18 protein-coding genes are annotated in these 21,356 nt (G+C 63.2%); 16 read left to right on the top strand and 2 right to left on the bottom strand.

Going from position 1 to position 21,356, the window contains the following annotated elements:
- Positions 1 to 9: 9 nt before the first annotated feature.
- The 14 genes from AC0R79_RS01765 to AC0R79_RS01830 all read left to right on the top strand — a co-directional run bounded on the left by AC0R79_RS01765 (position 10) and on the right by AC0R79_RS01830 (position 17,431).
- Positions 10 to 2,166, top strand: a complete 2,157-nt coding sequence (locus tag AC0R79_RS01765) for a type I secretion system permease/ATPase (RefSeq protein WP_045121845.1) — start codon at positions 10 to 12, stop codon at positions 2,164 to 2,166.
- Positions 2,156 to 3,523: an HlyD family type I secretion periplasmic adaptor subunit gene (locus AC0R79_RS01770; protein ID WP_007957729.1), complete on the top strand. Its 1,368-nt coding sequence runs from the start codon at positions 2,156 to 2,158 to the stop codon at positions 3,521 to 3,523. The genes AC0R79_RS01765 and AC0R79_RS01770 overlap by 11 nt, the downstream gene beginning before the upstream one ends.
- A 287-nt stretch (positions 3,524 to 3,810) precedes the next feature.
- Positions 3,811 to 4,707, top strand: coding sequence for a TauD/TfdA dioxygenase family protein (locus AC0R79_RS01775; RefSeq protein WP_007957724.1), 897 nt, complete (start codon positions 3,811 to 3,813; stop codon positions 4,705 to 4,707).
- Positions 4,708 to 4,725: 18 nt separating this feature from the next.
- A complete protein-coding gene (locus tag AC0R79_RS01780) occupies positions 4,726 to 5,751 on the top strand; it encodes an ABC transporter substrate-binding protein (RefSeq protein WP_074689341.1) in 1,026 nt (341 codons plus the stop codon).
- A gap of 5 nt (positions 5,752 to 5,756) precedes the next feature.
- Positions 5,757 to 6,617, top strand: coding sequence for an ABC transporter ATP-binding protein (locus tag AC0R79_RS01785; RefSeq protein WP_007957720.1), 861 nt, complete (start codon positions 5,757 to 5,759; stop codon positions 6,615 to 6,617).
- Positions 6,618 to 6,637: 20 nt separating this feature from the next.
- A complete protein-coding gene (locus AC0R79_RS01790) occupies positions 6,638 to 7,504 on the top strand; it encodes an ABC transporter permease (RefSeq protein ID WP_127796542.1) in 867 nt (288 codons plus the stop codon).
- Positions 7,505 to 7,562: 58 nt separating this feature from the next.
- The gene (locus AC0R79_RS01795) at positions 7,563 to 8,480 is read left to right on the top strand and encodes a LysR family transcriptional regulator (protein WP_127796543.1); all 918 of its coding nucleotides are present in this window, start codon (positions 7,563 to 7,565) and stop codon (positions 8,478 to 8,480) included.
- 102 nt (positions 8,481 to 8,582) lie between these two features.
- Entirely contained in the window at positions 8,583 to 10,118 is a 1,536-nt protein-coding gene (locus AC0R79_RS01800) for an MFS transporter (RefSeq protein ID WP_474732934.1), read from the top strand.
- An 18-nt stretch (positions 10,119 to 10,136) separates the two neighbouring features.
- The gene (locus tag AC0R79_RS01805) at positions 10,137 to 11,207 is read left to right on the top strand and encodes an HlyD family secretion protein (RefSeq protein ID WP_474732936.1); all 1,071 of its coding nucleotides are present in this window, start codon (positions 10,137 to 10,139) and stop codon (positions 11,205 to 11,207) included.
- On the top strand, positions 11,204 to 12,655 hold the full coding sequence (locus tag AC0R79_RS01810) for an efflux transporter outer membrane subunit (protein WP_127796546.1): 1,452 nt from the start codon (positions 11,204 to 11,206) through the stop codon (positions 12,653 to 12,655). The genes AC0R79_RS01805 and AC0R79_RS01810 overlap by 4 nt, the downstream gene beginning before the upstream one ends.
- Positions 12,656 to 12,738: 83 nt before the next feature.
- Positions 12,739 to 13,518, top strand: a complete 780-nt coding sequence (locus AC0R79_RS01815) for an efflux RND transporter periplasmic adaptor subunit (protein ID WP_115076096.1) — start codon at positions 12,739 to 12,741, stop codon at positions 13,516 to 13,518.
- A complete protein-coding gene (locus AC0R79_RS01820) occupies positions 13,515 to 14,834 on the top strand; it encodes an efflux RND transporter periplasmic adaptor subunit (protein WP_474732938.1) in 1,320 nt (439 codons plus the stop codon). Before AC0R79_RS01815 ends, AC0R79_RS01820 begins: the two co-directional genes overlap by 4 nt.
- Complete coding sequence (locus AC0R79_RS01825; RefSeq protein WP_474732940.1) at positions 14,835 to 16,931, top strand: site-2 protease family protein; 2,097 nt, start codon at positions 14,835 to 14,837, stop codon at positions 16,929 to 16,931.
- 11 nt (positions 16,932 to 16,942) lie between these two features.
- A complete protein-coding gene (locus tag AC0R79_RS01830) occupies positions 16,943 to 17,431 on the top strand; it encodes a GNAT family N-acetyltransferase (RefSeq protein WP_420793689.1) in 489 nt (162 codons plus the stop codon).
- A gap of 9 nt (positions 17,432 to 17,440) precedes the next feature.
- Here AC0R79_RS01830 and AC0R79_RS01835 read toward each other — a convergent pair whose 3' ends face one another.
- Both AC0R79_RS01835 and AC0R79_RS01840 read right to left on the bottom strand, forming a co-directional pair.
- Positions 17,441 to 17,752 carry a DUF6916 family protein gene (locus tag AC0R79_RS01835; protein ID WP_007957696.1) on the bottom strand — a complete coding sequence of 104 codons (312 nt, stop codon included), beginning with the start codon at positions 17,750 to 17,752 and terminating at the stop codon, positions 17,441 to 17,443.
- Positions 17,753 to 17,808: 56 nt separating this feature from the next.
- Positions 17,809 to 18,396 (bottom strand): phage tail protein, encoded by a 588-nt coding sequence (locus AC0R79_RS01840; protein WP_085608544.1) that lies wholly within the window; start codon positions 18,394 to 18,396, stop codon positions 17,809 to 17,811.
- A gap of 242 nt (positions 18,397 to 18,638) precedes the next feature.
- On the opposite strand from AC0R79_RS01840, the gene AC0R79_RS01845 reads away from it, so the two are divergent.
- Both AC0R79_RS01845 and AC0R79_RS01850 read left to right on the top strand, forming a co-directional pair.
- Positions 18,639 to 20,234 carry a glycosyltransferase family 39 protein gene (locus AC0R79_RS01845; protein WP_474732944.1) on the top strand — a complete coding sequence of 532 codons (1,596 nt, stop codon included), beginning with the start codon at positions 18,639 to 18,641 and terminating at the stop codon, positions 20,232 to 20,234.
- Positions 20,235 to 20,371: 137 nt separating this feature from the next.
- Complete coding sequence (locus AC0R79_RS01850; RefSeq protein WP_085608546.1) at positions 20,372 to 21,217, top strand: sulfotransferase family protein; 846 nt, start codon at positions 20,372 to 20,374, stop codon at positions 21,215 to 21,217.
- The last annotated feature ends 139 nt before the right edge of the window (positions 21,218 to 21,356 follow it).

Consider the following 21,356-nt stretch of genomic DNA (forward strand, 5'->3'; position numbering starts at 1 on the left):
GTGTCGAGCGTGGAATCAGAAGTCAGTCGAGTTCATCTCAGTCATGATCCACGCGCGTTGCACGACGATCCGTTACTGGATGGTCTGCTCGCTCTTTGCATGCTTCACCAGAAACCCGCCAGCGCGGCGATGCTGACCACCGGCCTGCCGCTGCCCAAACAACGCCTGAGTGTCGAGCTGCTGCCCCGTGCAGCGGCGCGCGCCGGGCTGCAAGGGCGGGTGCTGCAACGCAAGCTGGAAGAGATTCCGGCGATTGCCATGCCGGCGCTGTTGCTGCTCAAGGATGGCCGCAGCGCCGTCTTGCTCGGCTGGCAGGGTGAGAACGAAGCGCGGGTGCTGCTCAGCGAAAGCGACGGCGGCGAGTCCCTGGTCAGCCGCGAACTGCTTGCCGACGACTACACCGGCAAAGTGTTCTTCGCCCAGCCCCAGCACAAATTCGACGTCAACCACGGCACGCTGATCCCGCGTGCACGCTCGTGGTTTCGCGACACCCTCAAGCGTTCGCGCTGGCTGTATGCCGACGCCATCGCCGCCAGTTTCCTGATCAACATCATCGCCATGGCCGCGCCGCTGTTCGTGATGAACGTCTACGACCGCGTGGTGCCGAACCAGGCCGAAGCGACCCTGTGGGTCCTCGCGCTGGGCATCACCGGCGCCTATATGTTCGACCTGATCCTCAAGAGCCTGCGCAGCCTGTGCCTGGATCTGGCCGGCAAGAAAACCGACCTGATCATCTCCGCCACGCTGTTCGAACGCATCGTCGGCATGGCCATGAAATACCGCCCGGCGCGGGTCGGCAGCTTTGCCCAGAACATCCACGAGTTCCAGAGCCTGCGCGATTTCCTCGCGTCGCTGACCCTGACCAGCCTGATCGACCTGCCGTTCACCATCCTGATCTTCATCGTCATCGCGATTCTCGGCGGGCATCTGGTGTGGATTCCGGTGCTGGCCTTCCCGATTGCGCTGCTGATCGGCTATGCGTTGCAGAAGCCGCTGGTGGCAACCATGGAACGCACCATGGCCCTCGGCGCCGAGCGCCAGTCGAGCCTGATCGAAACCCTCGCCGGCCTCGACGCGGTGAAGGTCAACAACGCCGAAAGCGAACGCCAGTATCAGTGGGAGCAGACCATCGGCACCCTCAGCCGCCTCGAGCTGCGGGTGAAAATGCTCTCCGGTCTGGCGATGAACATCACCCTGCTGATCCAGCAACTGGCCGGGGTGATCATGATCGTCTTCGGCGTGTACCAGATCATCGCCGGCAACCTGAGCATGGGCGGCCTGATCGCCTGCTACATGCTCAGTGGCCGCGCCCTCAGCCCGCTGGCGTCGCTGTCCGGTCTGTTGACCCGCTACCAGCAGGCGCGGGTGACCATGACCTCGGTCGACCAGATGATGGAGTTGCCGCAAGAGCGCAATTTCGAAGAACGCCCGTTGAGCCGCAAGGTTCTGCAAGGCGCCATCGAATGCCGCCAGCTCAACTTCACCTATCCGGAACAACAGAACCCGGCGCTGAAGAACATCAACCTGGTGATCCGTCCCGGCGAGAAAATCGGCATCATCGGCCGCAGCGGTTCCGGTAAAAGCTCACTGGCAAAACTGCTGGTCGGCCTCTATCAGCCGGACGACGGTGCGTTGCTGGTGGACGGCGTCGACATTCGCCAGATCGACGTCAGCGAGCTGCGCTACAACATCGGCTACGTGCCGCAGGACATCCAGCTGCTGGCCGGCACCCTGCGCGACAACCTGGTTTCCGGCGCCCGTTACGTCGAGGACGAGCTTGTCCTGCAAGCCGCTGAACTGGCCGGCGTCCACGAATTCGCCCGTCTGCACCCGCAGGGTTATGAGCTGCAAGTCGGCGAGCGCGGGCAGAACCTGTCTGGCGGTCAGCGGCAGAACGTCGCGCTGGCCCGGGCGCTGTTGCTCAATCCGCCGATCCTGTTGCTCGACGAACCGACCAGCGCCATGGACAACACCGGCGAAGAACGCCTCAAGCAACGCCTCGCGGCGGTGGTGGAAAACAAGACCGTGGTGCTGGTGACGCACCGGGCATCGCTGCTGTCGCTGGTCGATCGCCTGCTGGTGGTCGACCGTGGACAGATCCTCGCCGACGGCCCGAAAGCGGCCGTCATGGAAGCGTTGAAGAAGGGGCAGATCAGTGTTGCTTAAGTCGGGTTTCAAGGATTCGATCCGCCGCTACTTCAAGGGCTCGGCATCGCTGCAGGGCCAGCCGCTGCCGGAGGTCAACAAGGCCTTGATCGAGGACGCGCCGCGCGTGGTGCGGCTGACGATCTGGGCGATCATCGGTTTCTTCGTGTTCCTGATGCTGTGGGCCAACTTCGCCGTCATCGACGAAGTGACCAAGGGCGACGGCAAGGCGATTCCTTCGTCGAAGATCCAGAAAATCCAGAACCTCGAGGGCGGGATTGTCTCCGAGCTGTTCGTCAAGGAAGGCCAGATCGTCGAGGCCGGCGCGCCGCTGGTGCGGCTGGATGACACGCGTTTTGCCTCCAACGTCGGCGAAACCGAGGCTGATCGGCTGTCGATGCTGCTGCGGGTCGAGCGCCTGAGTGCCGAGGTCGATGACCGGCCGCTGAATTTCCCCGAAGACGTGCTTAAAGCCGTGCCGGGTCAGGCGAAAAGTGAAGAGTCGTTGTACATCAGCCGTCGTCAGCAATTGCACGACGAGGTCGGTGGTTTGCAGGAACAACTGATCCAGCGTCAGCAAGAGCTGCGCGAGTTCACCTCGAAGCAGGCGCAGTACCGCCAGCAACTCGGCCTGCAACGTCAGGAAATCAACATGTCCGAGCCGCTGGTGGCCCAGGGCGCGGTGTCGCCGGTGGAGGTGCTGCGACTCAAGCGTGCCGAAGTGGAAACCCGTGGTCAGCTCGACGCCACCACCCTGGCGATCCCGCGCGCTGAATCGGCGATCAAGGAAGTGCAGCGCAAGATTGACGAGACCCGCGGTAAATTCCGCAGCGAAGCCCTGACTCAGCTCAACGAAGCACGCACCGACCTGAACAAGGCCCAGGCCACCGGCAAGGCACTGGAAGACCGGGTCAGCCGTACGCTCGTCACCTCGCCGGTGCGGGGCATCGTCAACAAGATGCTGGTCAACACCATTGGCGGCGTGATTCAGCCGGGCAGCGACCTGCTGGAAATCGTGCCGCTGGATGACACCCTGCTTGTCGAAGCGAAGATCCGCCCGCAGGACATCGCATTCCTGCATCCGGGTCAGGAAGCCACGGTGAAATTCACCGCGTATGACTACACCATCTACGGTGGTCTGAAGGCCAAGCTGGAACAGATCGGCGCCGACACCATCACCGACGAAGACAAGAAAACCACCTACTACATCATCAAACTGCGTACCGAACGCAGCCATCTCGGCACTGACGAGAAACCGTTGCTAATCATCCCGGGGATGGTGGCGTCGGTGGACATCATCACCGGCAAGAAGACCGTGCTGAGCTATCTGCTCAAGCCGATCATCCGGGCGCGCGCCGAAGCGTTGCACGAGCGGTAAATCTTCACGGACGCCTTCGCGGGACTCGCGGAGGCGTTCGTCGCACCAACACATTCCGTCCAGAAGTGACACAAATGGTCACTCACCATCCAGTCCATTCCTAAGCAATCGCCATATCGTTATTCGTTAACGGTATTTAATTTCCAATTCTTATAGCTATAAAGTCAGCCTCCTGCGTACCTGCCGACCAATCGGCGCGCCGCACGACACGAACCAACACGCAATCCAGCGTGAGTTTCTGATCGACGCGCGCGCCCTTGAGCGCGCCGTGCGTGGGAGATTGATTGATGTCCGCAGCTACTGCTACCCCAAGCGCCGCGACTGTCGCGCCGCAAACCTTCGAGATCCGTCCGTTCAGCGGGGCCGTCGGCGCCGAAATCATCGGCCTCGACCTGACCCGTCCGGTCAACGACGAAGACTTCGCCCGCATTCACCGCGCGCACCTCGATCACCACGTCGTGGTGTTCCGCGACCAGCGCATCACCCCGCAACAGCAGATCGATTTCAGCCGCCGCTTCGGCGTGTTGCAGATCCACGTGCTCAAGCAGTTCCTGCTGGCCAATCACCCGGAAATCCTCATCGTTTCCAACATCGTCGAGAACGGCCAGAACATCGGCCTCGGTGATGCCGGCAAGTTCTGGCACTCGGACCTTTCCTATAAAGAGCTGCCGAGCCTCGGCTCGATGCTGCACGCCCAGGAGCTGCCGTCTGAAGGCGGCGACACCCTGTTCGCCGACATGCACAAAGCCTGGGACAGCCTGCCCGACGCGCTGCGCAAAGCCGTCGAAGGCCGCTCGGCTGCGCATTCCTATACCGCGCGTTACAGCGAAACCAAATTCGAAGGCAACTGGCGCCCGACCCTGACCCCGGAGCAACTGGCTCAGGTCGCCGAGGTCGTGCACCCGGTGGTCCGCACCCACCCGGAAAACGGCCGCAAGGCGTTGTTCGTCAGCGAAGGCTTTACCACCCGCATCGTCGGCCTGCCGGAGGACGAGAGCAAACAACTGCTCGACGAGCTCTACGCCCACAGCGTGCTGCCGCAGAACATCTATCGCCATCAATGGCAGCCCCACGACATGGTGTTCTGGGACAACCGCTCGCTGATCCACCTTGCCGCCGGTTGCCCTGCGCACCTGCGCCGCAAGTTGTATCGCACCACCATTCAGGGCGATGCGCCTTTCTGATTTGCCGGAGATTCGATCATGTCCAAACGTCTTCCATTCGCGCCGCTGGCAGCGGCCATCGGCCTCGGTTTCAGCCTGATCGCCGGCAGCCTGGTGGCGCCGACCGCGGCCCACGCCGAAGGTGAAATCCGCATCGCCGAGCAGTTCGGCATTGTCTATTTATTGCTCAATGTGGTGCGCGATCAGGGTCTGATCGAGAAGTACGGCAAGCAGGAAGGCCTCGACATCAAGGTCGACTGGACCCAGTTGTCCGGCGGCGCGGCGGTCAACGATGCGTTGCTCTCCGGCTCCATCGACATTGCCGGCGCCGGTGTCGGGCCGTTGCTGACCATCTGGGATCGCACCCACGGCAAGCAGAACGTCAAAGCCGTGGCCTCGCTGGGCAACTTCCCGTACTACCTCGTCAGCAACAATCCCAAGGTCAAAACCATCGCCGACTTCACCGAGAAGGACCGCATTGCGGTGCCGGCGGTGGGCGTTTCGGTGCAGTCGCGCTTCCTGCAATACGCGGCGGCCAAACAGTGGGGTGACAAGGAATTCAATCGCCTCGACAAGTACACCATCGCCGTTCCGCACCCGGACGCCACTGCGGCGTTGATCGCTGGCGGCACCGAGCTGACCGGGCACTTCTCCAACCCGCCGTTCCAGGATCAGGCGCTGGAAAATCCGAACGTGCACGTGGTGCTCAACTCCTATGACGTGCTCGGCCCGAACTCGCCGACCGTGCTGTTCGCCACCGAGAAATTTCGCAACGAGAACCCGAAAACCTACAAGGCGTTCGTCGAAGCCCTGACCGAAGCCGCGCAATTTGCGCAGAACGATAAAGGCGCGGCAGCCGACACTTACATCCGCGTGACCAAGGCCAAGATCGACCGCGCCGCGTTGCTGAAAATCATCGACAACCCGCAGTTCGAATTCAGCGTCACGCCGAAAAACACCTACCCGCTCGCCGAATTCCTCTACCGCGTCGGCGCGATCAAGAACAAACCCGAATCGTGGAAGGACTACTTCTTCCAGGACGCCAAACCGCTGCAAGGGAGCTGATCGACATGAACGCCCCTTTGCAAGGCCACGCGGCCAGCAACCCTATCGCCACCGCGCAAGCGCTGCTGGCGGTCGACCAGGTCAGCCTCGAATACCGCACGCCGCAGCGCGTCGTGCGGGCCACCCACCAGGTCAGTTTCGAAGTCGATCAACAGGATCGCTTCGTGCTGCTCGGCCCGTCCGGCTGCGGTAAATCCACCTTGCTCAAAGCCGTCGCCGGGTTCATTGCGCCGTGCGAGGGCGAGATCCGTCTGCAGGGCCAGCGCGTCGACGCGCCGGGGCCGGACCGGATCGTGGTGTTTCAGGAGTTCGATCAACTGCCGCCGTGGAAAACCGTCAAACAGAACGTGATGTTTCCGCTGCTGGCCTCGCGCACGTTGAAGAAAAAGGAAGCCGAGGAGCGTGCGCTGCACTATCTGGAAAAGGTCGGTCTGGCGGCGTTCGCCGATGCCTATCCGCACACCTTGTCCGGCGGCATGAAAGCGCGGGTGGCGATTGCCCGGGCGCTGGCGATGCAGCCGAAAATCCTGCTGATGGACGAACCATTCGCCGCGCTGGACGCCCTGACCCGGCGCAAGATGCAGGAGGAATTGCTGCTGCTCTGGGAGGAGGTGCGTTTCACCTTGCTGTTCGTCACCCACTCGATTGAAGAAGCGTTGGTGGTCGGCAATCGCATCCTGCTGTTGTCGCCGCATCCGGGCCGGGTGAGGGCGGAAGTGCACAGCCATCAATATGACCTGCACAGCCTCGGCGGCGTGGCGTTTCAAGAGTCGGCGCGGCGCATTCATCGGCTGCTGTTCGATGAAGGGCAGTCGCCGGAAACCGAGCGCGAACTGGATTTCACCGATATCCGCATCGCTTATTGAGCCGCCTGGAGGATTGCCCGATGAGCCATTCATCATCCGTACGTCAAGAATTCGAAAACGATCTGCAACCGCTGACCAGCGTCCCGGTGGAGCGCGAGTTGCCGCTGGGCCAGCGCCTGTGGCAACAGGGCTGGCTGCGCAAAAGCGTGATCCTGATTTTGCTCGCCGTGATCTGGGAGGTGGTCGCCCGGGTGCAAAACAACGACCTGTTGCTGCCGAGCTTTTTGCAAACCAGTCATGCGTTGTACGACGGCCTGCTCAGCGGCGAACTGCTGGGCAAGGTGTGGATCTCGCTGGTGGTGCTGCTCAAGGGTTATCTGATCGGCATCGTCCTGGCCTTTGCCCTGACCACGCTGGCGGTTTCGACCCAGTTTGGTCGGGATTTGCTGAGTACCCTGACCTCGATGTTCAACCCGTTGCCGGCCATTGCGCTATTGCCGCTGGCATTGCTGTGGTTCGGGCTGGGACAGAACAGCCTGATTTTTGTGCTGGTGCATTCGGTGCTGTGGGCGTTGGCGCTGAACACTTACGCCGGGTTTCTCGGCGTCTCGGAAACCTTGCGCATGGCCGGACGAAACTACGGGTTGAAGGGCATGCGCTTCGTGCTGTTCATCCTGATTCCGGCGGCGCTGCCGTCGATCCTCGCCGGACTGAAAATCGGCTGGGCCTTCGCCTGGCGAACCCTGATCGCCGCCGAACTGGTGTTCGGTGCCACCAGCGGCAAGGGTGGCCTGGGCTGGTACATCTTCCAGAACCGTAATGAGCTGTACACCGACAAGGTGTTTGCCGGTCTGGCCGTGGTGATCCTCATCGGTTTGCTGGTGGAGAACCTGGTGTTCGACACGCTGGAGCGGGTGACGGTGAAACGCTGGGGGATGCAGCGCTGATTTTCTGATCTGCTAGCATTGCGTGCGAATCAATCCTGATCGGTCATGAGTGCTCAGCATGCAACTCCCGGACATGAACCTGTTGGTCGCCCTCGACGCCTTGCTCGACGAGGGCAGCGTGGTCGGCGCCGCGCGGCGGATGAACCTCAGTTCGGCGGCCATGAGCCGCACCCTGACGCGGATCCGCGAAGCGATTGGCGATCCGATTCTGGTGCGGGCCGGTCGCGGTCTGGTGCCGACGCCCAAGGCACTGGAGCTGCGCGAGCAGGTGCGCGATGTGGTCGAACAGGCGGCGCTGCTGTTTCGCTCGGCCGATGCGGTGGAACTGGGCACTTTGCGCCGGCGCTTCAGCATTCGCGCCAACGACTTCTTCGTTGGCGTGTACGGCGGCAAGCTGTTCGACACCCTCGATCAACTGGCGCCGCACTGTGAGTTGCGTTTCGTCCCCGAGGGTGACGGTGACGATGAAGCCCTGCGCGAAGGGCGGATCGATCTGAGCGTGAGCAACACCCGCCCGGTGACGCCGGAAGTCAAAGTGCAGAACCTGTTTTCCACCCACTTTGTCGGTCTGGTACGCGAGGATCATCCGCTGCTGGATGGCGAGATCACCGCCGAACGTTACGCCGGTTTTTCCCACATCAGCATGTCCCGCCGGGGCATTGCCCGTGGGCCTATCGACACCGCGTTGAATGCGCTGGGCCTGGAGCGGCGGGTAGCGGTGATCGCGCCGAGTTTCCATGCGGCGATGTTCGCCCTGCCGGACTCCGACCTGATCCTGCCAGTACCCAAGGAAGCGTTGCTCAGCGTGCGGCGGCTGGGCTTGAAGCTGCGCTCTTTCGACCTGCCGATTCCGCTTCCGACGCTGATGCTGACCCAGGCCTGGCACCCGCGTTTCGACAAGGATCCGGCCCACCGCTGGCTGCGCGAAACCCTCAAGACCTGCTGCGACGAAACCTGGCTGGCGGCACAGCCCTGACGATTGCGTCTGATGCACTTATAAACTGCCGAGAAGTCAATTTTCGTCAGCACTAAGCCCTACTACCATACTCCGGTATTTTTCCCTCCGGAGTTTGCCTGCATGACATCCCTGACGGTCACGGCGCCGATTGCCGCTGCCGCTCCGATGGCCGCCGCGCCCCCGGTGTTCGGGGCGCGGATCATCATCGGTCTGGTCGGTGTGCTGCTGGCGGTGCTGGTGTCGGGTCTCAACGAGATGGTGACCAAGGTCGCCCTGGCCGACATTCGCGGCGCCCTGAGCATCGGTTACGACGAAGGCACCTGGCTGGTCGCCAGCTACACCGCGACCTCGGTGGCGGCCATGGCATTCGCGCCGTGGTGCTCGGTGACCTTTTCCCTGCGTCGCTTCACCCTGTGCGCCATCGGCGTGTTCACCCTGCTCGGGGTGCTCTGTCCGTTCGCCCCGAACTACGAAAGCCTGTTGCTGATGCGCATCATGCAAGGCCTGGCTGGCGGTGCGTTGCCGCCGATGCTGATGACCGTTGCGCTGCGATTCCTGCCGGCCAACATCAAGCTTTACGGCCTCGCCGGTTACGCCCTGACCGCCACCTTCGGCCCCGGGCTCGGTACACCGCTGGCCGGGTTGTGGACCGAATACGTCGGCTGGCAGTGGACGTTCTGGCAAATCATCGTGCCGTGCCTGATCGCCATGGCCGCTGTTGCGTACGGGTTGCCGCAGGATCCGCTGCGTCTGGAACGCCTCAAGTCGTTCAACTGGAAAGGCCTGTTGCTGGGCTTTCCGGCGATCTGCATGTTGGTGATTGGCCTGTTGCAGGGCAATCGGCTGGACTGGTTCGAGTCGAACCTGATCTGCGCTTTGCTCGGTGCCGGTTCGCTGTTGCTGGTGGCGTTTCTGATCAATGAATGGTCGCAGCCGATTCCGTTTTTCAAGTTGCAGATGCTCGGCATTCGCAACCTGTCGTTCGCGCTGATGACATTGGCCGGCGTGCTGGTGGTGCTGCTGGCGGTGGTGCTGATTCCATCGAGTTACCTGGCTCAGGTGCAGGGTTACCGGCCGGTGCAGACGGCGCCGATCACGCTGATCGCGGCGTTGCCGCAGTTGATCGCGCTGCCGCTGGTGGCGGCGCTGTGCAACCTGCGCTGGGTCGATTGCCGCTGGGTGCTCGGCATCGGTTTGAGCATGCTGACGCTGTCGTGCCTGGGCGGCTCGCAGCTGACTTCGGAATGGATTCGCGACGATTTCTACGTCCTGCAATGGCTGCAGATTTTCGGCCAGCCGATGGCGGTGCTGCCATTGTTGATGCTATCGACGGGCAGCATCCAGCCACAGGACGGGCCGTTCGCCTCGGCCTGGTTCAACACCGTGAAAGGTCTGGCGGCGGTGGTCGCCACCGGCGTGATCGAGGCGCTGACCACTTCGCGCCTGCATTTTCACTCGACGATGCTGGTCGATCGCCTCGGCAACTCGCCGCTGGCCGCGAGCAACGACCCCGGCCTCGCCCATCGCCTGCACGAACAGGCGGTGGTGCTGACTTCTTCGGATCTTTATCTGTGCATGGCTGGCGTCGCGGTGGCGCTGATCCTGCTGATTTTCTGGCTGCCGACGCGGATCTTTCCGCCGCGCGCGCCGACCTGACTGGAACAGAAGGTTTTTATGACGACTCAAGCAAAGCAAAAACTCGCGGTGGCTGTGGCCGCTGCGCTGGCGGTCGGTGTGCTGGTGTATCTGGCGATGCCCGGGCTGTTCGGCAAGCGCACTCAGCAGAACACCAATGATGCATTCGTTTCTGCCGACTTCACCCTGGTGGTGCCGCGTGTGGCCGGGTTTATCAAAGAGGTGCTGGTGGAAGACAACCAGCAGGTCAAGGCCGGGCAGTTGCTGGCGCTGATCGATGACCGCGACTTGCGCGCTGCCGCCGAGGCCGCCGACGCGCAAACTCTGGTGGCCCGTGCCCAATTGCAGAACGCCAAGGCCACGCTGGAGCGCCAGACCTCGGTGATCGCACAGGCGCAGGCGTCGGTGGTTTCGGCCAAGGCTGAAATGGCTTTCGCCCAGCAGGAATTGAACCGCTACAACCACTTGGCCGGCGTCGGTGCCGGCACCGTGCAGAACGCGCAACAGGCGCGCACCCGGATCGATCAGGCCTCTGCGCGGCTGGACACGGCCATGGCAAAACTGGCAGCGGAACGTAAGCAGGTCGAGATTCTGACGGCGCAGCGCGATGCCGCCGAAGGCAGTTTGAAACACGCTCAGGCCGCGCTGGAAATCGCCAGTTTCGAGCTGTCCTACACGCGCATCACCGCGCCTCAGGACGGCATGATCGGCGAGCGCGCCGTGCGGGTCGGCGCCTATGTGACGCCGGGCAGCAAACTGCTGGCGGTGGTGCCGTTGAAGCAGGCGTATGTGGTCGCCAACTTCCAGGAAACCCAACTCACTGACGTGCAGCCGGGGCAGGACGTTATCGTGCGGGTCGACAGCCTCGGCGGCGAAGCCCTCACCGGCCGCGTCGAGAGTATTGCCCCGGCCACCGGCGTGACTTTTGCGGCGGTCAAACCGGACAACGCCACCGGCAACTTCACCAAAGTTGTGCAGCGGATTCCGGTGAAGATCCTGCTGGAGCCGGGCCAGCCACTGGCCGAACGCTTGCGGGTGGGGATGTCGGTGGAAGCGAGCATCGACACCGCAAGCTCGATGACGTCGGTGCGAGAGGTGACGCAGCGATGAAGCGCTTTCAGTCCATGACGGTTGTCCTGAGTCTGTCGGCGTTGGCGGCCTGCACCGTCGGCCCGGACTTCCAGAAACCCGAAGGCACGCAGATTGCCGAGTGGGCTAAACCCGGCAAATCCGCACCCAGCCAGGCCGTCAGCGAACCCCTGAACGAGCGCTGGTGGGAAGTCTTTCATGACGCGCAACTCTCGACCCTGACCCAACGAGCCTTGCGCAGCAACCTTGACCTGCAACTGGCCAGCAGCCGCCTGCAACAAAGCCGCGCCGCCCGCCAGGTGATCACCGCCGACCGTTATCCAACGACCGCCGCCACCGGTAGCTACGCCCGCAAACGCAACAGCGGCGAAGGCCTGAACGACCCGTCCGGGCATAACGGCGATTCCGCGTTCAACCTGTGGGATGCCGGTTTCTCCGCTTCCTGGGAGCTGGACTTCTGGGGCCGCGTGCGCCGGGAAACCGAAGCCGCTGACGCGAATCTCGAAGTCGCGGAAAACGACCGTCGCGGCGTGTTGCTGGCGGTACTCGCGGACACCGCGCAGAACTACATCCAACTGCGCGGCGTGCAAAACACCCGCGCGGTCACCGAGCAGAACCTCGATGTGGCGCGGCACAGCCTGAAGCTTTCGCAACTGCGCCTCAACGACGGCGTGGCCACCGATCTCGACGTCGCCGAAGCGGCCGCGCAAGTGGCAGCCATCGAATCACGGTTGCCGGCACTGGAACAACGTCAGGCGCAACTGATCAACGCCATCAGCCTGTTGATGGGCGAACCGCCGCAGGCGCTGGCGAAAGAGTTATCCACAGACGCGCCAGTGCCGCAGTCGCCGCTGACCGTCGCCATCGGTCTGCCGTCGCAACTCGCCGAGCGCCGGCCGGATATCCGCCAGGCCGAAGCTCGATTGCATGCCGCCACCGCCAACATTGGCGTGGCGAAGGGCGATTTCTATCCGCGCATCACCCTGTCCGGCAATCTCGGCTCGCAAGCCATGCAGCTCAGTGATTTCGGCTCCTGGGGCTCACGCGCCTTCGGCATCGGCCCGCAATTCAGCCTGCCGCTGTTCGACGGCGGCCGCTTACGCGGCGTGCTGCAACTGCGCGAAGCCCAGCAACAGGAAGCGGCGATCGGTTATCAACAGACCGTCCTGCGCGCCTGGCACGAAATCGACGACCAACTGACCGCCTACAACGCCAGCCAGCGCCGCCGCGACAGCCTCGCCGAAGCCGTGCGCCAGAACCAGATCGCCCTGCGCACCGCGCAACAGCAATACGTCGAAGGCGTGGTCGACTTCGTCAACGTCCTCACCGTGCAAGGCGCACTGCTCGCCACCCAGGAACAATGGGTGGAAAGCTCCACCGGCGTTTCACTGGCGATGGTCGGGCTGTACCGGGCATTGGGCGGGGGATGGGAGTCGGTGTATCCGGTGGGGGAGATGGCGCAGCGTTGATTCTCCCACCCGAATGATGGCCTTTCGCTTGACGCTAATCCCCGCTGTCGTAGACTCCGAGCATCCGTCAGGGAGTAACGGTTATGCGGCGTTTTCGTGGTTGGGTTGTCGGATTGACCTTTGTAACGTGTGCAGTTCAGGCTCAAACGCCCGCGCCAGACGATCCGCTGCTGGATAACGGCGGGGCGGCGAATGCGTCGGCCAGCAGTGAAGCGCGCGGGGTGTTGCGGGCGCGGGATCAGGCGACGCTGGCCAGCGAGTTGTCGGGGCGAATTGTCGAGTTGCCGTTCAGCGAGGGCGAGTCGTTCAAGAAGGGCGATACGCTGGCGCGGTTCGACTGTTCGGCCTATCAGGCCCAGTTGAATGCCGCGCAGGCCGCCAGCCGTGGCGCCGGTGAAGAGCTGGCGCACAACCGGCAACTGGCGGCGCTCAATTCCGTCGGGCGTTTCGAAGTGGCCCGGGCCGAGGCCAAGGTCAGCGAAACCCAGGCGCAATCTCAGGTTTATCAAGTTCAGGTCAAACGCTGCAGCGTGGTCGCGCCGTTCGACGGGCAAGTGGTCGAACGCAAGGTGCAGCGCTATGAAAGCGTGCCGGCCGGTGCGCCGCTGCTCGATGTGGTCGACAACCGCACGCTGGAAATCCATCTGCTGGTGCCGTCGCGCTGGATGGCCAGGCTCAAGCCCGGTCAATCGTTCAGCTTCGTGCCCGATGAAACCGGTCAGCCGATCGACGCCACGGTCAAGCGCCTCGGTGCGCGCATCGATGAAGGCAGCCAGACCCTGTTGCTGGTCGCCACACTCCCCGAAGCCAAAGGCTTGCTCGCCGGCATGAGCGGCACCGCGCGTTTTCCGGAGCTTAAGTGAACGCCCCGGTGAGCGGCGCCGCCGAGCAAGTTTTCGCGCGGTTTCTCGATCTCGAACGGCAGACCCGCGCCGCCCATGACATTTCGCAACTGGCCTACAGCCTGGTCAATGACGGCCAGTCGTTGTTCGGTTTTCGCCATGCCGCGCTGCTGATCGCCGGCAAGGTGCAGGCGGTGACCGGGGTCAGCGCAGTGGAGCCGAATGCGCCGTTCGTGGCGTTCGTCGAACAGGCCGTGGCGCAGTTGTTCAAGCAGGATGTGCTGAAACAGGCGCGGGTGATCACGCCGGAAATGGTCGGCGAATCGATCCAGGCCGACTGGCGCAGTCTGTCGGCCATGCAAGTGTTCTGGCTGCCGTTGATTGATCGTCAGGGACAGGTGTTCGGTGGTTTGTGGCTGGCCCGTGATCTGCCGTGGAATCCTTCCGAACAAGTGCTGCTGTCGCAGCTGGGCGACACCTACAGTCATGCCTGGCTGGCGTTGCAACCGCGCAAGCCGTGGCGACTGCGCTGGACCCGCAAACGCCAGGTGGCGCTGGTCGCCGTGTTGTTGCTCGGGCTGTTGATCCCGGTGCGCCAGTCGGTGCTGGCACCCGCCGAAGTGGTGCCTCAGGGCGGGCGCGTTGTCGCCGCACCGCTGGACGGGGTGATCGCCGAGTTTTTGGTCAAACCCAACCAGAGCGTGAAAACCGGCGACCTGTTGCTGCGTTTTGAAAGCACGACGCTGAAGGCTCAGGCCGATGTCGCCGAGCGTGCGCTCGGGGTCGCCGAAGCGGAACTCAAAGCCAATTCCCAGCGCTCGTTCGTTGACGCCGAATCCAGCTCCCGGGTCGACCTGCTGGCCGCCCGCGCCGAACAGAAACGCGCCGAACGCGACTACGCCCGCGAACTGCTCAACCGCAGCGAAGTGCGTGCCGAGCGCGACGGTATTGCGGTGTTCGCCGATGCTGAGCGCTGGACCGGCAAACCAGTGCAGACCGGCGAACGGCTGATGGAAATCGCCGACCCGAGCCAAGCCGAACTGCGTATCGAGCTGGGGGTGGGCGACGCAATCTCGCTGAAGCCGGGCGCCGAAGTCGCGCTGTTTCTCGACAGCGATCCGCTGCAACGCCACCTCGCCACCCTCGAACGTTCGGCCTACGAGGCGCAGCCCACCGCCGGCGGCCAATTGGCCTATCGGCTGGACGCCAATTTCGCCGACGCCCCGCCGCGCATCGGCCTGCGCGGCACCGCAAAAATTTTCGGCGACCGGGCGCCGCTGGCCTTGTACCTGCTGCGGCGCCCACTCGCCGGGCTGCGCCAGAGCGTAGGCCTGTAAATGACCCTGCCGAGCCTGCGTGCCGACCTGCAATTGTCGCCGGCGGCGCCGGCATTGGATGGTTCGCCGCGCTGGACGTTGGCCGACCCGGTGCGCGGGCGCTACTTCAAGCTCGGCGCGGCGGCCATGCGCCTGTTGCGCCACTGGTCGCTGGGCGATCCCGAACAAGTGCTGCGCGCCGCCAATCGTGAACCGGGTTTACCTCTGGACGGCAACGAGCTGGCGCAACTGCTGGAATTCCTGCGCGGCCACGATCTGATCAGCGCCCTCGACGAACAGCAGCGCGCCAGTTATCGGCTCAAGGCCCTCGTACAACGCCAGAGCCTGTGGAAAATCCTGCTGCATCAATACCTGTTCTTCCGCATTCCACTGTGGCGGCCGGACGCTTTTCTCAACCGTGCCTGGCCGTGGCTGGAGCGCTTCGGTCCGAAGGTTTTGCGCTACGGTCTGCCGGCGACGCTGGCGCTCGGGGTGTTTCTGGTGTCGCGGGACTGGCAGCGGTTCGTCGGCACCTTTCCGCACCTGTTCAGCCTCGGCGGCGCGATCGCGTTCGGCATCGCGTTGTTCTTCGCCAAGCTCTGTCACGAGTTCGGTCATGCGTTCATGGCCAAGCGCGCCGGGTGTCGAGTGCAAAGCATGGGCGTGGCGTTCATGGTCTTGCTGCCGATGTTCTACACCGATGTCAGCGATGCCTGGCGGGTCAATGATCGACGTGCGCGACTGTTGATCGGTGCCGGTGGGGTGCTGGCGGAATTACTGTTGGCGAGCATCGCGCTGCTGGTCTGGTCGTTCCTGCCGGACGGGCCCGGTCGCACGGCGGCGTTCATGCTCGCCAGCGCGACTTGGATCACCACACTGGTGGTCAATCTCAACCCGTTCATGCGGTTTGATGGCTACTTTCTGCTCAGCGATCTCTGGGAAGTCGACAATTTGCAGGGCCGGGCGTTTGCCCTGTGTCGCTGGCGGCTGCGGGAATTTCTGTTCGGCTATGGCGCTCCGGCGCCGGAGCCTTGGTCGCCGACGATGCAACGGCGTTTGCTGATCTGGGGGTATGGCTCGTGGTTATGGCGTGCGGCGTTGTTTTTCGGGATCGCGCTGGCGGTCTATCACCTGTTCTTCAAGGTGTTGGGGATCTTCCTGATGCTGGTGGAACTGGTGTGGTTCATCTTTCTGCCGATCATGAGTGAGTGGCGCCAGTGGTGGAGCCGCCGCGAACAGGCTCACGGCCCCCGCGTATTGCTCAGCAGCCTGGCGGTACTCGGCCTGTTGCTGGTGCTGATCGTGCCGTGGCGCAGCTCGGTGGAATTGCCGACGATGCTCGAGGGCGGTCGCGCCAGTGCCTTGCACGCGCCGACGGCGGCGCGGGTCAAAGCCGTGAAGGTGGAGGATGGTCAGACCGTGGCTCAGGGTGACGTGCTGATCGAACTGGAATCGCCGGACCTTGATTCGCGGCAGGCCATCGTCCGTCGGGAAATCCGCATCCAGCAATTGCTGATGCGCCGTCAGGCTGGCCGCAGTGAAACCGCTGCCGACGCCGGCATCGTCGAGCAACGCCTTGCCGAAGCGGTGGCGGAATACCGTGGCCTGACTGCTCAACGTGAACGCCTTCTGTTGCGCGCACCTCATGCGGGCACCGTACGAGACCTGCTGCCGAACCTGACGCCGGGTCGCTGGCTGTCGAGCAAGGATGCGCTGGCGCGGGTGGTCGAGGACGGCACGCGACTGCGCGGTTACCTGGCCGAAGCCGAACTGTGGCGGGTCAAGCCCGGTGCCACTGGGCGGTTTATCGCCGACGACCCGATGCATGCCGCCATCGCGGTACAACTCAATGAAATCGACACCAACGGTGTGGCCTATGTCGATCAGGAGGCGCTGACCTCCGATCACCACGGGCCGATTGCCGTGCGCCGCGATCAGCAGCAACGGGCGGAGCCGGTGCAAGCGCAATACGGCGTGCGTTTGACTACGCTGGATCAGGCACCGACCCCGGTGCAGCCGCTGCGCGGCGTGGTGGTGTTGCGGGGCAGTGGCGAATCGGTGCTCGGCGTGGCCTGGCGCCGGATGGCGGCGCTGGGGGTCAGGGAAAGCGGTTTCTAGGGAGCATGAAGATGACGGACAACCTGGCGGCGGACGGATTGGTGGTGCGGCCTTCGCGGGCGACTGACGGCCCCTTTCTGCACAGCCTGTATCAATCGGCGCGGCCGGATCTGCAATGGATCGACGGCGAGCAGGAACAGGTGCAGCAAATCGTTGCCCAGCAATTTCAGGTGCAGGAGCAGGGCATGGGTGAAAACCATCCGAATGCCATGCACTACATCGTGGAAAAACTCGGCACGGCCATCGGCGCACTCAGCACCGATTTCGGCGTCAATGAAATCCGCGTTTTGTACCTCGCCTTCATTCCCCAGGCGCGGGGCAAGGGTTACGGGCGAACCGTGCTGCAAGGTGTGCAAAAAGCCGCGCAGCAAGTGCGCTGCCCGGTGGCGACGGTGGTCTGGGCCAACAACCCCCATGCGCGCCAGCATTACCTGGCGCTGGGGTTTGCCGTGGAGGAGCGCAATCCGGCGGCGGAGCGGTTGGTGTGGTACCCGCAGTGAGGCGGGATTTCAGTTGAAGGAAATGCAGAAATACCCCAACTGCGGATCCCGCCCCATCGCCGGCACCCGCGACACGAAAATGTCCTCCACCCGCCCGAGTTCCGGCAGCTCGAGCGCGCATAAACCGTCGACGAACCCGGTCGGCACCAGGCTGTTGAATTCGAGGCAGAAGGGCATGCGTTCGCTGTAGCGGGTTTTCGCCGCGGGGACCTCATCAAGGTGCTCGATCCGGATCGGCAATGCCGTGCCATCGGGCAGGTGCAGCGTGCGTTGCTGTCCGAGCAACGGCTGGACGTGTTGAATCTGAACCGCTTGCAGCATGGTCTGACTCCAGTGAAAAAAGAACGGCCGGGGGCCGTGAAACCCCCGGCGTTTGCTCAGTTGCGCGACGGGAACAGGCCGTTCAGGGCAACGCTGAAGTTGAGGACCAGGGCCGGGTTCAAGACTTGCAGTGGCTGACTGCCGCCGGTGGAGGAAATGTCCCCGGTGACGGTGGTGGTCACACCCTTGAGCGGCACCGGTGTGGCGCCTTGGGCGTCGGAGTAAATGTTCGCCGAACCCGGGCCGCCGCCGGAGGCGCCGAGGTACGAGTTGGTGGCGGTCGGCACGGTCGCCGGATTGCTGGCGGGTACGGCCAGCGACAAGGCCGTGTTGGCGGTGAGGCCGGTCATGGCGTGGGTGTGGTTGGGCATGTTGGCGATGGTGGCGGTGACGCTTTCGGTGCCGTACACCTGACCGATGACGCGCGGTGTCAGGCCCAGTCCGGTGCCTTGTGCGACGGGCACGCGACCTTGCAGGTTGGGCAGTTGAAAGTTGGTCGTGCCATTGCCGCCGTAGTAAGTGCCCAGCAAGGCGAACAGCGCCTGGTATTGCGAGATGCCCAGGATTTGCCCGTTGCACAAGGCCCAGCCACTCGGGGCGAAGTTGAAGGCGAACGGTTGAATCGTACCCATAAAGACTTCCATGGTTCCTCATCCTTCTGTTGTGTGGTCGGCGCGCCGCGCGGTCGCCCTTGTTGTCGGGCCGGTCGAAACGTTTTGCTGACTCCTTCCTTTTGCGCGGGCAGGTCACGCCAAGCCGTAGCGTAGACCCGGATCGACGGACTTGCCGGACGTCGTCACGGCCGCGCGTCGACTTCGGCGCTGGCCTACAGTGTTCGCAGTCAATGACGCAAATCGAGTTCGCAAAAAACGCTGAGGGGAGGTTGATGGAGGTCCTTCGCGAGACGCCGCTGGGGGATACCCAGGATCCGTTCGCCGCACCGAATGCCGGTGTCCGGCGCCTGTTGCGCTGGGCGCGCGAGCACTGGTTGATACCGATCCTGTTGCTGGCCACGGTGGTGCGCTTTTATGACCTGACGGCGGCCGCAATCTGGGGCGATGAAGGTTCGAGCCTGCTGCTGGCGCGCTATTCGCTGAGCGGTATCTGGACGCACGCCGCGTTCGACGTGCATCCGCCGCTGTACTTCATGCTGCTGCACGGCTGGATCGGCGTGTTCGGTGACGGTCTCCTGGCCATTCGCAGTTTCAGTGCGCTGGCCGGTATCGCCACGGTCGGGCTCGGCGTGAGCCTGGTCGACCGGCTGGCCACCCGCCGCGCCGCAATCATCGCCGGGGTGTTGCTGGCGCTGCTGCCGACGGCGGTGCGCTATAGCCAGGAAGTGCGCATGTACGCATTGCTTGGCTTGCTGCTGATCGGCGCGACGCTGGTGCTGGTGAAGTGGATCCGGCGCCCGCAGCGTCACCGCTATCTGCTGATCTACGCGCTGCTGATGACGGCGGCGTTGTACACCCACTATTTCGCCGTGCTGGCGGCGCTCAGCCATTGGCTGTATCTGGGGCTGATCCGCCTGTTGCCGGGTTATCGCCTGAAGCATCTTCAGCGCAAGGACTGGTGGCTGGCCAATCTGGCCATTGTCGTGCTCTACCTGCCGTGGTTGCCGAACCTGATTGACCTGCTGCAACACATGGACGCGCTCAAGGCCGGCGGCGATGTGGGCTGGGAAGATCCGGTGACCCTGTCTTCGCTGCCGTCGATGATCTGGCTCTGGCTGATCCAGGATGAGGGCGAGCAGTTGCCGTTGCTGCTGTTTGGCGGTGTGCCGCTGGCCTTGCTGGTGCTGGCGGCTGTCGCCGTCGCCCGGGATCGCAGCGTGAACCATGGCAGCGTCCTGCTGGCGCTCTACACCGGCGTGCCGTTGTTGCTGGTGTTCGCCGTGTCCTTCGTCACGCCGGTGTTCATCGAGCGTTACCTGACCGCTTACGCGCTGGGGCTGCCGATGCTGGCGGCGCTGGCCATCGACCGGCTCTACACCAGCGTGCGCGTGCTGGCGGTGGCGGTGCTGCTGTCGCTGGTCGGGGTCGAGATGATCGGGTTGAACAACAACGCCACGGTCGATCGCAACGATCAGTTCAACGTCATGGTCGATTACGTCAACCGCCACTTCACCAGCGGCGACCGGATCGTTACCAGCGACATGCTCTGGTACCTCAGTTACGTCTATTACAACCGTACAGACGCTCAAGTCCGGCTGTTTACGCCGCCCACCGTCGAGGGGCGCTCGACCCGCCCGAACCACTACGGCTTCGGCACGCTGGTGTCCGATGAGGTTTACCTCGATCGGTTGGAAGACCTGCCGAAGGACAGTGCCCGGGTCTGGTTGATCGGTGATCTGGATGCGGAGGTGCCGGACCCGTTTCTGCCCTTGCCTGCGACCTGGCACCTGCGGGATCAGGCGCAGGCGGGCGGGGCGAAAGCGCGGCTTTTTTCGGTGCAGACCCCCAATGGATCGGGAGAAAACTGACTTAAACGGTTCACCAATTTATTCGCGATAAAGCCGAATTTTTTAAGTCCGTTTTGCTCTGTTTTGATATCAAAACACTACTAGTCGAAAGGGTATTGTTGGACTACGCTCGTGGGACAAAAGGACTTACAAATACGGTGAAGGGATTGCAGCAGTTCCACTTTATCTCCGGCTTGCCGCGCTCAGGTTCTACCCTCCTTTCTGCAATCCTCCTGCAGAACCCGCGTTTTCATGCTGGCATGACCAGTCCGGTTGGCGCGCTGTTCTCCGGTGTCCTTGAACAATGCAGTGCCGGCAGCGAATTCGGCGCGGTGATCGACACCGACATGCGCCGCCGCCTGTTGCGCGGCCTGTTCGATTCCTACTACGCCGACAAGGCCGACAAACCGGTGGTGTTCGACACCAACCGCCAGTGGTCTGCGCGACTGCCGGCCATCAACGATTTGTTTCCTCAAGCCAAGGTCATCGCCTGTGTGCGCAACGTCGCCTGGGTGATGGACAGCCTTGAGCGGCTGTACCGCGCCAATCCTTTCGAAAACACCAAGCTGTTCGGCGATGCGGTCGAGCGCAACACGGTCTACAGCCGCTGCGAGACTTTGGCCCAGCGCAACCGTCTGGTGGGTTTTGCCTGGGCGGCGCTCAAGGAAGCCTATTACGGCGAGCACGCCGATTCGCTGCTGATCGTCGATTACGACCTGCTGACCCAGGCCCCGGAGCGGGTGCTGCGGCTGGTCTACGACTTCATCGGCGAACCCTGGTTCGAGCACGATTTCGAGCACCTGGCCTATGACGCGCCGGAGTTCGACCAGGCCCTGGGCGTGGCCGGCCTGCACAAGGTCAAACCCAAGGTCGCCCTTGAGTCGCGGCGCACGATCCTGCCGCCGGACCTGTTCAAGCAATACGCCGATCTGTCCTTCTGGCTCGATGGCTCAGCCAGCGCTGCCAATGTCATTCGTATGAAGTCCGACGCCGCGATCAGTTGATCGCGGCGTTTTTAATTGATGCGTCAACAACTGTGTTCGAGTCCGGGTGAGCAACATGTGGTGGAGCAAGCAGAAGTCGCGGATTACCGAAGGCCAACGGACGCTGGCGGCGCCCATGATCATGTCGCTGGAACCGCGC

It is taken from the genome of Pseudomonas sp. HD57-3, assembly GCF_056113135.1.